Origin of the sequence: Aliikangiella coralliicola (genome assembly GCF_007004725.1) — a bacterium.
GTDB lineage: Bacteria > Pseudomonadota > Gammaproteobacteria > Enterobacterales > Kangiellaceae > Aliikangiella > Aliikangiella coralliicola.
Genome location: NZ_ML660170.1, coordinates 51,134 through 64,149, shown reverse-complemented (window position 1 = coordinate 64,149; position 13,016 = coordinate 51,134). Strand labels below are relative to the sequence as shown.

Annotated in this window: 9 protein-coding genes; 8 read left to right on the top strand and 1 reads right to left on the bottom strand. The window is 41.5% G+C overall.

Annotated features, from left to right (window positions below; all coding sequences use genetic code 11):
• The 5 genes from FLL46_RS22390 (at position 1) to FLL46_RS22370 (ending at position 8,300) form a co-directional block, all read left to right on the top strand.
• Positions 1–1,788 (top strand): putative bifunctional diguanylate cyclase/phosphodiesterase, encoded by a 1,788-nt coding sequence (locus tag FLL46_RS22390; RefSeq protein WP_142933937.1) that lies wholly within the window; start codon positions 1–3, stop codon positions 1,786–1,788.
• Between the two features lie 35 nt (positions 1,789–1,823).
• On the top strand, positions 1,824–5,735 hold the full coding sequence (locus tag FLL46_RS22385) for a hybrid sensor histidine kinase/response regulator (RefSeq protein ID WP_142933935.1): 3,912 nt from the start codon (positions 1,824–1,826) through the stop codon (positions 5,733–5,735).
• A 23-nt stretch (positions 5,736–5,758) separates the two neighbouring features.
• Positions 5,759–6,589: a CheR family methyltransferase gene (locus FLL46_RS22380; RefSeq protein ID WP_168204288.1), complete on the top strand. Its 831-nt coding sequence runs from the start codon at positions 5,759–5,761 to the stop codon at positions 6,587–6,589.
• Positions 6,586–7,185, top strand: coding sequence for a chemotaxis protein CheB (locus FLL46_RS22375; RefSeq protein ID WP_142933931.1), 600 nt, complete (start codon positions 6,586–6,588; stop codon positions 7,183–7,185). The genes FLL46_RS22380 and FLL46_RS22375 overlap by 4 nt, the downstream gene beginning before the upstream one ends.
• 170 nt (positions 7,186–7,355) lie before the next feature.
• Complete coding sequence (locus FLL46_RS22370) at positions 7,356–8,300, top strand: ABC transporter substrate-binding protein (protein WP_142933929.1); 945 nt, start codon at positions 7,356–7,358, stop codon at positions 8,298–8,300.
• 5 nt (positions 8,301–8,305) lie between these two features.
• Here the strand turns inward: FLL46_RS22370 and FLL46_RS22365 are convergent, their stop codons facing one another.
• Positions 8,306–9,058, bottom strand: a complete 753-nt coding sequence (locus FLL46_RS22365; RefSeq protein WP_142933927.1) for an AraC family transcriptional regulator — start codon at positions 9,056–9,058, stop codon at positions 8,306–8,308.
• 231 nt (positions 9,059–9,289) lie between these two features.
• Here FLL46_RS22365 and FLL46_RS22360 point away from each other — a divergent pair, with 231 nt between their 5' ends.
• The 3 genes from FLL46_RS22360 to FLL46_RS22350 all read left to right on the top strand — a co-directional run bounded on the left by FLL46_RS22360 (position 9,290) and on the right by FLL46_RS22350 (position 12,952).
• Positions 9,290–10,456 carry a Gfo/Idh/MocA family protein gene (locus tag FLL46_RS22360; RefSeq protein ID WP_246119383.1) on the top strand — a complete coding sequence of 389 codons (1,167 nt, stop codon included), beginning with the start codon at positions 9,290–9,292 and terminating at the stop codon, positions 10,454–10,456.
• A 78-nt stretch (positions 10,457–10,534) separates the two neighbouring features.
• Positions 10,535–11,587, top strand: a complete 1,053-nt coding sequence (locus FLL46_RS22355) for a sugar phosphate isomerase/epimerase family protein (RefSeq protein WP_142933925.1) — start codon at positions 10,535–10,537, stop codon at positions 11,585–11,587.
• Between the two features lie 129 nt (positions 11,588–11,716).
• On the top strand, positions 11,717–12,952 hold the full coding sequence (locus FLL46_RS22350) for an MFS transporter (protein ID WP_142933923.1): 1,236 nt from the start codon (positions 11,717–11,719) through the stop codon (positions 12,950–12,952).
• The last annotated feature ends 64 nt before the right edge of the window (positions 12,953–13,016 follow it).

Genomic DNA, 13,016 nt, shown 5'->3' with positions numbered 1-13,016 from the left:
ATGCGTCTTAACACTAAAAGTAATTTTCGGCCATCAATTCTCATTGTTGATGACATAGCAGCTAACCGCTTCGCGTTAAAAAATTTGTTGAAATCGATTGACGCAGAACTGATTGATGTTGAGTCTGGAGAGGAAGCGTTAAGCAAGGCTATCGAACTCAACAATCTTGGGTTGATTTTGTTAGATGTACAAATGCCTGTTATGGATGGGTATGAAACTGCAGAATTATTAAGAGAAGAAGAGCAAACACAAAATATCCCCATTATATTTATTACAGCTGTGCATCGTGATGAACAACACGTATTAAGAGGATACTCTTCCGGTGCTATTGACTATATTACAAAGCCTGTTCAACCCGATATATTATCGGCGAAAATATCCTTGTTCATGGAGTTATGGCGTTTAAAATTTGGCCTTGAACAAGAGATCAGAACAAGAAATGAACTAGAGGATAAAAATAAATTTCTCGCCGATCACGATCTTCTAACCGGGTTGCCAAATCGTCGCCGGTTATTTCTTGAAATTGAGAGAGCAACAGCCAGATCGCAAAGAGATGGAACCCAGTTTGCGATGTTGTTTATTGATTTAGATGGATTCAAATCTGTTAACGATAGCCTGGGACATAAAATTGGCGACGCAGTGCTAATCAAAATTGCAGATCGTTTTACCAAGCTTGTCAGAAAAACAGATACCGTAGCCCGTTTTGGCGGCGATGAATTTGTCATTTTATTTGCCGACGTTGAAGATTCACAAAACCTGATTGGTAGGATTCGCCAAGTTTTACATGCATCAAAGAAGTGCATGTTAATCGAAAACGAAGAAATCGTATTAAGCGCGAGTATCGGCGTATGCGTCTATCCTGAGCAAATTGATGATCCTTCAAAATTGGTGGATTACGCTGATATTGCTATGTATAAATCGAAGCAAATTGGTAAAAATACATTTAGCTTTTTCTCTGAGGAAATGGATGCGGCGGCTCATAAGCGAGTTAAAGTTGAAAAGTTACTTCGACACGCTATAGAAAGAGACGAATTTGACGTTTATTATCAACCGGTGGTCGATGCGCAACAGGAAAAAATAGTTGGTGTTGAAGCATTGCTACGCTGGAATAATCCTGAGTTGGGCAATGTTTCTCCCGAGTACTTTATTCCCATCGCTGAATCTACCGGGCTCATTCATAATATAGGCGCCTGGGTATTTGAACGATCTGTTGACGTTATTTCAGAGTTATCCTCAGTATTGCCACTAACGCTTAAGGTTGCGGTCAACGCATCAACATTACAGTTCAGGAATTCAATTTGGTACAAAACTGTCCTTAAGGCGATAAAAACCAGGAAGATCAAGCCAGAAAACTTAGAGATTGAAATTACTGAAAGGTTGCTGTTAGACGATTCACGAGAAGTCAGTGAGCAATTAAAAGCGATTAACGATTTAGGAATTGAGTTTTCAGTTGATGATTTTGGCACCGGCTATTCTGCCTTGAGTTATTTGAAACGCTGCCCAATCAGCACAGTAAAAATAGACAAAAGTTTTGTTACTGGCATTCCTGACGTTAAAGAAGACATGGTACTTATTCGAGCCATCATTGCGATGGCTCATGGCCTTGAACTAAAAGTTATTGCCGAAGGGATCGAGACAGCGGCGCAGTTAGAATACTTGAAACAAGAAGGTTGTGACTTTGCACAGGGATACTATTTTAGCAAACCGCTACCTATTAACGAACTACGGATCTGGTTAGAAAACTATGTTAGCCAGTCTGAAAGACTCCCCAATGGTTTAGATGACTAATACATTTGTCGATAGGGTAAACAGGGTTGTTTTCAATGAGCGAAACCGAAAAAATAAAAAGTAAAAAAAGTTTAGGGAGACGGCTACTCATCAATATGGTCTCAATGGCCATCTTTCCACTATTGATGCTATCAGGAATCGGCTATCGTTATGTTAGCAATGAGGTTGAAACTGCGGCGATTGAAAACTTAAAAGCGCTAGCGTTGCTTCAATCAAAATCTATCAGCTTATATTTCGAGATAATGATAAAAGATTTATATGCTGAATCTGATCGCTATTCAAACGTCGAGTTTCTTAAGCTTCTGGAAAGTGCTTTTAAAGAAAGTGATAAAACGATCGCAACTTTTGTTAAAGGTTATCAATGGAATTCAATTATCGATAAGCTTGGGGGAGACTTAGAGGTTTTTGGGAAAACATATGGCTACTCCGATGTGAAGCTAGTCGATAGTCAAGGGAATATACTATTCACATTGAAAAAAAGTTCAGATTTAGGTACCAACCTTTTCTCCGAAAAGTTATCAACAACAAGGTTATCAAAAAGCGTTAAGTTGTCATTGAAAAGCGAAGACGCTTTTTTTTCGGACCTTGAATATTTTGAAGCGGATGACGAAGTTTATGGTTTCTTTACCAAAGCACTGATTGATGATGAGGGGAATGTCAGCGGAGTATTAGTTCTGGAAATTACCGATAATACAATGAATACACTGGTTTCCGAGCAAGCTTCGACAATTCAGTCGCAAAAAGAGGAAATTTTTCTGGTAGGGATAGATCATGTGTTTAGGACCAGTGTCGCTCGCTCTACAGGAAAGGCACCATTGTCAACTCGATTTGAATCGAAAGAGATTGATAGCTGGTTTAACCATCACATTAAAGACAATGAAATAGTCGATGCAAATCAAGAGGATGTTACCTATAGAGAACCCGAGGGGAGAGAGTTACTTGCCGTCATTCAACCAATTCAAATTGCGAATGTCGTATGGGGCGTTGTTGCACAGGTTGAAACACAACATGTTTATTCGACAACTCAAACATTATTAAAGATTTTTCTCATACTAACTTCTTTGAGTATATTGATTATCCTGTGTATTGCGATACCAATTGCTCAAAAAATTGTTAAGCCGATTTTAAAATTAACCGGGGGCGTCCGTGAAGCGAGTTTGGGGAATCTGGACATAGAGGTCAACATAGAAGATCAGACTGAAATTGGGGAACTTGCCAGTGGTTACAATAAAATGCTTTCCAATATCAAACGAAATAGAAGAGAAATAAGTGAAAGGGAATGGTACGAAAGTGGTATTCGAGAATTAAACAACTTGATGCGTGGTGCACAGGATAAGTCGGAATTAGCACAAAGTTTACTTAGTCAACTCGTTCGATATTTACAGGCGCAACACGGCGCTTTTTATTGGGCAGAGGATTCCGAACTACGATTAAGAGGCTCATTTGGTTTAGATACCAGTCAAAATCAGAGAACTAGAATCAAGCTAGGTGATGGGTTAATCGGCCAGGCTGCAAAAGAAGGGAAACCTTTGTTAGTAGAAAATGTCCCGGAAAACTACGTGGTCATTCAGTCTGGAATAGGAGAGAGCCCGCCAAAGTCAATTTTGATTTTTCCGTTTGTATACAATGGAGATACAATCGCTGTTGTTGAGCTTGCATGGCTAGATGACGTGACGTCCAAAGCAAAGTTACTGCTCGAAAAGAGTTCAGAAAACATAGCAGTAACTTTAATTACACTTAATCAAAGAGATCACGTGTTAGAAATGCTCAAGGAAAGCCAGAGTCAATCTGAAGAGCTTCAGGCCCAGCAAGAAGAACTTCGTGTCACTAACGAAGCCTTGTCAGAGAAAAGCCGAGACTTGAGACGCCAACAAGAAAACTTAAAGAAAGCACACAAGGATAGCGAAGAAAAAGCGAAAGCGATTGAGGAGGCGAGTAAGTATAAGTCGGAATTTCTGGCAAACATGTCCCATGAGTTACGTACGCCGCTTAACAGTTTATTAATTCTTGCACGTTCATTGGCTGAAAATGATGAAGGCCATTTGTCGAATGATGAAGTTGAGTCAGCAAAGATTATTCAGGAAAGCGGTCATAATTTATTAGAGCTAATTAATGAAATTCTTGATTTGTCTAAAGTAGAAGCGGGTCAGATGAAGCTGATTGCTGAGGATGTGAGAATCAGTGATTTTATGATTGTTTTGAATGGTCGCTTTAAGCATATGGCGGAAGACAAGAAAATTGATTTTGAAATTCGTTGTGCTAAAGACGTTCCTGAATTTGTCGTGACCGACGGTAAAAAATTGGGGCAAATACTTACTAATCTGATCAGTAATGCGATTAAATTTACTGCGGATGGGAGAGTTTTATTAGATGTTACAGTGAAACACAGTGAAGGTATTCTTGTCGATCAAAACCAAGTGCTTAGTTTTAGTGTGATAGATACGGGTATTGGTATTGCAGAAGACAAGCAAGAAGCTGTATTCGAGGCATTTCAGCAGGCAGATGGAACAACCAGTAGAACTCACGGTGGAACCGGTTTAGGTCTTTCTATCGCATTAAGTTTTGCCAGGTTGCTTGGTGGTGATATTAAGTTAAAAAGCGTGCCTGGAAGCGGTTCTACTTTCAGTTTATTTTTACCATTAGAACACAAACAAGTCATGTTGTCAGAGCCTTCCACTTTTACTTCAGACGACTCTCCAGTAACTCCTGTCGCAATTAATAAAATCAACCCGACGCCACCGCCTTTCACCGATGATAGAGATCGATTAGATAATAGTAAAAAGTTGGTCCTGGTTATCGAAGATGATGTTAAATTTTTGAAAATCCTGGTAGATGTTTGTCATAAGCAAAATTGCCAGGCTGTTGTTGCCACAGACGGAGAGTCCGGACTGGCATTAGCTGAGAAATACCCGGTTAGCGGCGTTATTTTAGATTATATGTTACCGGGATTAGATGGCGGCGAAATTCTTGGACAAATGCGTAAAACACCTTCACTCGAAAATATTCCCGTTCATATGATTAGTGCGCTTGATAATCTTCAAAATGTCAATGAACTTGAGTTGAGTGGTTTCGCGACGAAACCCGTTAGCAATCAAAAACTTGCTCAAATAATTCAATCTCTCAATAAGGAAAACAAACGAGTCGAAATTCTCGCAGTTGAAAATGATCAGGCGACCCTATATGCACTAAAAAAATTGTTTGAAAAAGAGAATGTCAACATCCGAGGCATCGATAATGGTTATCAAGCACTTGAAGAGCTAAAAAACACTTCTTATGATGCGATGATACTCGATCTCAATTTGCCAGATATTTCGGGATTTGAATTGCTTGAAAAAACATCACAGGAAAAAATTGAGTTGCCCACGGTGTTTATCTATACAGGCAAAGATATTTCTGATACTGAACTTGAAAGGCTAGAGCCTTTTACCGGTAACATCATTACTAAATCGATACGCTCTCCAGAGCGGTTACTCGACGAAGTTCATTTGTTTGCTAATCAGCTATCGAGTCAGACTGAAGGTGATTCACTAGTTGAAAGAAACGATGAGAAAATACAGTTAGATGTCACAGATAATGACTTTGAGGGACGGACTATTTTATTAGTCGATGATGATATGCGAAATACATTTGCGTTAGCGAAGGTGCTAAGGAAAAACAAACTCACGGTTCGCTTAGCTTCCAGCGGTCAACAATGCATTGACTTGTTGAATGAGCAAAATGATATTGAACTAATTTTAATGGACATCATGATGCCTGAAATGGACGGCTATGAAACAATGCGAAGAATAAGAAAACAGGCAGAATATAAAGAGTTAGCGATGATAGCTGTAACAGCGAATGCGATGCCTGGTGATAAAGAAAAATGTATACAGGCGGGTGCCAATGACTACTTAACTAAACCGGTAGATATCGATCAATTGCTTACAATGATTAAGTTATGGCTGTAAGCTCTATGGAGCGATGTGTTGATATGAATTCAAAGGTCGATATTGAAACAAGAGAAGTTAACTTATTAGTTGAGGCGATCAAAGTTTTCTCCGGTTACGATCTCTCAGGGTATGCCAAGTCTTCATTAAAGCGCAGAGTTAAGGCTTATATTGACTCTGTCGGACTCAAATCAATTTCAGAATTAATTCCGCTACTGGCTCACAACGAAAACTACCGTCAAAAATTAATCAACGATTTGACGGTTAATGTTTCCGATTTATTCCGTCATCCTCACTCTTACTTAAAAATGAATGAGTTGGTGTTTCCTTATCTTTCGAGTTTTCCCCGGATTAATATTTGGGTAGCTGGTTGTGCTAGTGGAGAAGAAGTTTATTCGATTGCGATCATTCTCAAGGAATTTGGACTACTGAATAGAGCAAAAATTTACGCAACGGATATTAATACCGAAACATTAGAGCAAGCCAAGTCGGGAGTATTGCGGAAAAACCTGCAAAGAGAAGACGCTATGCGTTATCAAATGAGTGGAGGGGCTGATAGTTTGAGTCGATACTTCTCGACCGGTTATGGAAAACAAAAACTGTCACAGAGTTTATTAGATCATATTCATTTTACTAGTCATAATTTAGTACAGGATAGCGTATTTTGTTCTTGCGAGTTGGTTTTGTGCCGTAATGTGATGATTTATTTCGACTTCGATTTGCAGAATAGAGTACTTGATTTATTATTCGATTCCGTTGTTAATAATGGTTATCTCGTCATTGGTGCAAAGGAAAGTTTGGACACCTCTCGTATTTTTAGATCGCTCAAAGTTATTGACGATGAGTCCAGAATTTACCAACGTAAAGCAACATGAATCAACCGATTGGACGTGTGGTCTTAATAGGCGGGTCCGCAGGCTCGATTAAGACAGTCCATCAAATAATTACCAGCTTACCGGCCGACTATTGCTTTCCAGTCATCATCGCTATTCATTGCGCCTTTGATTCTGATCCAAATATCACGCGGAATTTAAGAGATAAGTCACCTCTCAATGTCATAGAGGTAACGGATAAGCTGAAGATAACTTTGGGGAGTATTTTTGTAGCGCCTTGCGGCTATCACTTATTGATTGAAAACGTAACGAATTTTTCTCTTTCGCTAGATGAAAAAGTTAACTTTTGTCGGCCTTCGATCGATGTTCTTTTTTCGAGCGCGGCAGAAGTATTTGGCGCGCGTTGTGTCGGAATATTATTGAGTGGCGCAAATAAAGACGGGGCAGATGGATTACTTGACATTGTGCAAGCGGGCGGCTTTGGAGTTGTCCAGTCTCCTGAGTCATCACTTGTTAGCGCAATGCCCCAGGCCGCGATCGACTTAGGGATCGATAAACGTATACTTGATCCTGAAGAGATCGTTTTATTTCTTAATTCACTGAGCAAAAAAGTTGATAGTGACCAGGCTAATAATTAGCTTAAGTTAATATCAAATGCTACAGTTGAATAGATAATATCGGATAAATAAAGCAGTCGGATCATAAAACCGGGTTGCTAAACTGAGTTAATCCCGGTTTCTTGGTTTCTTAGTTTCTCGGTTACTGAGCACTGCAATATACTTTTTTGGGGCAAACAGATGAGAGCTCAATGAAATTCTATTTACTGTTAATCATATTTTTATCAAACTTTGCCGCCGTTCACTCTAAACCTAAACTATTTTCTTCAGATTGGCCTGTCTGGAGCATCACTGAAGGGATGAAAGATAGTCACTTACTTGATGGTTTTGATTATAAGATTAAAAAGTATGAAACGTCACTAAAATGGTTCAGGGCTGGCAATCTAGATGTGACATTTATGACGCTTTACGATTTTATTTCAATTCAACCCAGTAAAACGCCGACGGTGATCCTGGGGGTTACAGATTATAGCAATGGTGGAGATAAAATTATTCTTCGAAATGACATCAAAAAAATCAGTGATTTAAGAGGCAAAAAGATCTTATTAGCCAGCAATACAATTTCGCTTTGGTTGCTGCATAATTTTCTTCGTTCCCATGGTTTAACTTTAGATGATGTGCAGATTGTGAATGAAAGCGTGACGTTAGCTCCTTTGTTATTTAAAGAAGATAAGCGTTACTCTGCTGTGGTTGGTTGGAATCCAAGCATTGATGGGGCGCTTGATGAAGACGCCTATGTTGCAAGTACTAGCTCAGATTTTCCAAGAGCAATATATGACCTAATTGTCGCGAAGAAAACTGTTGTTGATGAACATCCCGAACTCATCGAAGCGTTTGTTAAAAGCTATTATCAAAGTATTCGGAGCGACTTGATTATCAGCAAGACTGCGCAGACATTATCTGTTTCTGTCGCCGAGTATAAATCCTGGCTGGGAGATGCGAGTATTTTTCCAACGCGAACAGCATCCAATAATGAGTATAAGAGCCTGCTTGATAGTGCAAGGGATATACAGGCCTTTCTAACTGTCGCACCATTATCGGTTCAGGATAACGAAACCAGAAAAAGATTTAAACCGAGACAGCTCGATTTTAAATCATTGATGATTCAAGGAACTGCCACCGAGATCAATCGCTAGATGATTTACTGACAGCTTTCTCTGAACGCCGATGGCAAAGCGCCAAATTGCTTCGAAAATTGACGACTGAAATAACTATGATCAGAAAAGCCCACGTCATTTGCGATGACTGAAATGGGCAAGGTAGTTTCTACCAAGATTCGACGAGCATTTTCAAGCCTTATTTCATTGATAAACTGTTTCGGGGTTTTACCCAGGTGCTTTTTAAATCGCCGCTCTAGTGCGCTTATTGACAGGTGGCTTATTTCTGCGAGTTGTTTCAACCGGATGTCGTGCATGTAATTGCGTCTGATGTAGTTGACCGGCACTTTAATTGCCTCCATCCCACTTAGCACTAAAGAGCTTTTCTCAAGGTGTCGTGATATGCCATAGGAGCCAATGATATTCTGCTGAGAGTCGAATAATGGTCTTTTTGAGGTCACAAACCAGGCAATGTCACCGGATTTGGACAGGTTCATTTCTAAACGGTCATTCACCCATTTGCCTGACATTACTTTTTGATCGTCAACGATAAATTGGCGCGCGATATGAGGCGGACTAAAATCAAAATCGTCACAGCCGATAACTTGCTCCAGGCTTGAAACGCCGACGTGCTCCAGAAAATAACGATTACCAAAGACAATGCGACTTTCAGCATCTTTAATCCAGAAAAGTACATCTGAAAGCAGGTTGAACATTGAAACAATCTGCTGCACACCGATCTCGTTCATAATGTCACTAGCGGTGAAATGATTATTATCGTTTGTTTGATACGTCATATTTATTCTTGATCCCCAGTTTATCCTAAACCCCAATTTAATCTTGAGATTCTAGCAAGCTAAAATATTGTATGCAAAATCATGGCGCCGAATTTGTTGCATTGCGAACCGAATTTATCTTAACCACTCAAATTTTTTTTCTTTAGTATTGTTTGAACGAGTTTTTGAAGCCTGTTTCTCAGACAAAATCGTTTTTTAAGCAGTCATTGTTAAACTGCAAATCGAGGTAAAATGCGCAAAATAAGAATGGGGATGGTTGGAGGTGGTGAGGGCGCCTTTATTGGTGCAATCCACAGAATTGCTGCGCGCATGGATGGTGAAATAGAGTTAGTTTGCGGTGCCTTCAGCCGTGATGCCGAACGCTCGAAGGCATTCGGCGAGTCGCTGTATTTTGAGCAAAATCGCTGCTACCCAAACTATCATGCAATGTTTGAAATGGAGGGCCAAAAACCATCTCAGGAACGGATGGACATGGTCGCCATAGTCACGCCGAATCATTTACATTTTCCTGTGGCTAAGATGGCATTGGAACATGGATTTCATGTGCTTTGCGATAAACCGGCGACGCTTGATTTAGCAGAAGCCATCACACTGCGGCAGTTAGTCGATAAAACCGGGCTGCTCTATGGCTTGACCCACACCTACACCGGTTACCCCCTGATTAAAGAAGCGCGTCACAGGGTCATCGCCGGGCAATTGGGCCAGATCAGAAAAGTGGTGGTCGAATACCCTCAAGGTTGGCTGGCCGATAAACACAGCGAGCAGAGTAAACAGGCGAGCTGGCGCCTGGACCCTGCACAAGCAGGTTTGAGTGGTTGTATGGCTGATATTGGCGTTCATGGGGCGAACCTGGCGGAATATGTTACCGGCCTTAAAATCTCGGAGGTTTGTGCTGATCTCTCGACCGCCTTCGATGACCGAATGTTAGACGATGACGGTACCGTATTAATGAGATTCAATTCCGGCGCTCGCGGCGTGTTAATGGCAAGTCAGGTCTGCGTCGGTGAGGAAAATAACCTGAAGTTACGGGTCTATGGGGAGTTCGCCAGCATAGAGTGGTCGCAGATGGCGCCTAATGATCTGTGGATGAAATATGCTGACAGGCCTACGGAATTGATTCGAACCGGTGTCGGCTCAATGGCCGCGAACACACTGGCGAATATACGTACACCGGCCGGTCACCCGGAAGGTTACCTGGAAGCGTTCGCGAATATTTACCGAAACTTTGCACACCTGATACAGGCGAGAATCGCCTCAAAACCTGCTTCACAGGCTTCATTAGACGTACCGGGAATCGACGAGGCTATTCGCGGCATGGCATTTATTGAAAATGTCGTGGCGGCCAGTCGCTCAGAATTAAAGTGGCATCCGTTTCGAGTGGAGTTGGATTCTGAATAATTTTTGTTTGCAAACTGACTTGGCATCAACAGACGAATACGAAGATTAATTGATTAGTATGAAAAGACAAAAGCACAAATGAGAAAAATCAAAGGGCCGGCGATATTCCTGGCACAATTTATCGATGATTCAAAACCCTTCAATGATTTATCGTCGATTTGTCGTTGGGCGTCACAACTCGGTTTCAAGGGCGTTCAATTACCAACCTGGGATAAGCGGTTATTCGATCTGGATTTGGCCGCCGAAAGTCAAACCTATGCTGACGAAGTTCAGGGAATAGTCAATCAGTCAGGTATGGAAATATCAGAGCTATCAACTCATCTGCAGGGACAATTAGTCGCGGTACATCCTGCTTACGATAAAATGTTTGATGGTTTTGCGCCGAAGAGTGTACGAGGCGATAATCCGCAAAGAACGAAGTGGGCGACAGGTCAGCTGATTAATGCGGCTAAAGCCAGTCGGCGGCTGGGCCTTAAAGCACATGCCACTTTTTCCGGTGCATTATTATGGCCGACGATCTATCCCTGGCCCCAAAGACCTGCGGGGTTGGTTGAGCAAGGTTTTGCGGAACTCGGAAAACGCTGGATGCCAATTTTGCAAGCTTTCGATGAATCCGGCGTAGACCTCTGTTATGAATTACACCCCGGAGAAGATTTGCACGACGGTGCGAGTTTTGAGCGTTTTCTCGAGGTTGTCGATAATCATTCAAGGGCAAATATTCTTTACGACCCAAGTCATTTTGTCTTGCAACAACTCGATTACCTGCAGTTTCTCGATATTTATCACCAGCGAATAAAAGCCTTTCATGTTAAAGACGCAGAGTTTAATCCTTCTGGTCGTTCGGGGGTTTATGGGGGATACCAGTCCTGGCAGGAAAGACCGGGTCGTTTTCGTTCGCTAGGTGACGGACAGATTAATTTTAATGGCATTTTCAGCAAGCTCACTCAATATGGGTTTCAAGGTTGGGCGGTTTTAGAGTGGGAGTGTTGTATTAAAAATTCGCAAGCTGGTGCAGAAGAGGGGGCCGAATTTATTCGTCGCCACCTGATTGAGCCGGCAACTAAAGCGTTTGACGATTTTGCTACAACGAAGAGTGATGAAACATTGAATAACGCGATCCTGGGATTATGAAGTCAGGGTAGTTATAAGCCTGGGCAGTTATAAGCCAGCATAAACATGGGTTGTTTATACATTCAATTAAGAATGCTTAAAAGCTTATTACATCATCAAAAGATATTAATTAATACGAGAGACCTTAATATGCAACAACATTCTACTTCCCGCTTATTCAGTGCATGTTGTTTTGCGTTAATTGTAACCGCAATGACCTTCGCTATTCGTGCGGGAATTTTGACGCAGCTGGGTAAAGATTTTTTACTGAGCGATAGTCAGCTAGGTTGGATTAATGCAATGGCTTTTCTCGGTTTTCCAATAGCGACTATTTTAGGTGGGTTGCTCTACAATAGCCTTGGCGCAAAGAAACTACTAGTGATTGCTTTTAGTTGCCATTTATTTGGATTGGTATTCACCATCTTTGCCGGTGGTTTTTGGACGCTGTTGATTTCAACCTTTTTTATCGGATTTGCCAATGGTGCCGTGGAAGCCGGCGCCAACCCTCTGATCGCCAATATCTATCATCAACAGAAAACAACGATGTTAAATCGTTTTCATGTGTGGTTTCCTGGCGGTATCGTTATTGGCGCGATTGCTTCCAAACTGATGACCGATGCGGGGTGGAATTGGCAAGCACAAATTGCCATTATGTTATTACCTGCTCTTGTTTATGGGGTCATGGTTTTACGACAAAATTTTCCACAACCAGTCGCTCATCAGAACCAGTTAGAAACCTCAACCGCTACCAATGCAAAAGCCCTTTTATCGCCGCTGTTTTTATTGATGGTTGCCTGTATGACGCTAACGGCAACTACCGAGCTGGGTACTCAGCAATGGATTGAGCGCATTTTGGGAGCGTCAGGTGCATCGCCCATGCTAATTCTGGCCTTGATTACCGGTTTAATGGCTGTCGGTCGCTATTTTGCCGGTGGATTAATTCGCCGGTTTAATTCTGTTGGGGTACTCTTTTACTCCGCGATTATTGCGACTTTGGGAATATATGCGATGAGCCAGTCAACCGGTGTTTTTGTCTATTTTTCCGCTGTGTTATTCGCGTTAGGCGTCACTTATTTTTGGCCGACAATGCTCGGCTTTGTGGCTGAAACTATTCCGCAGTCTGGCGCTTTGGGACTTTCGGTATTGGGCGGCGCCGGTATGTTTGCGGTGAGTCTCTGGAACCCGGTTATTGGCAGTTGGATTGATAATGCGAGAGAAAATATTTCGGCGGTCACCAACTCTGGCGTTCAAACTGAGCTATTGGTCGGCCAACAGGTATTATCAAACCTGGTATTATTTCCGTTGGTGTTGATACTGTGTTTTGGTTTACTTTACTGGTTTCAAAGTAAGAAAAACTCGTTAGTGATTGCAACTGAAAAGGGATGATTTTTCATCAGGAAATCTTCGAAAGCTAATGCTATCGGTATTTGAATAATTTTAAAACTTAAAA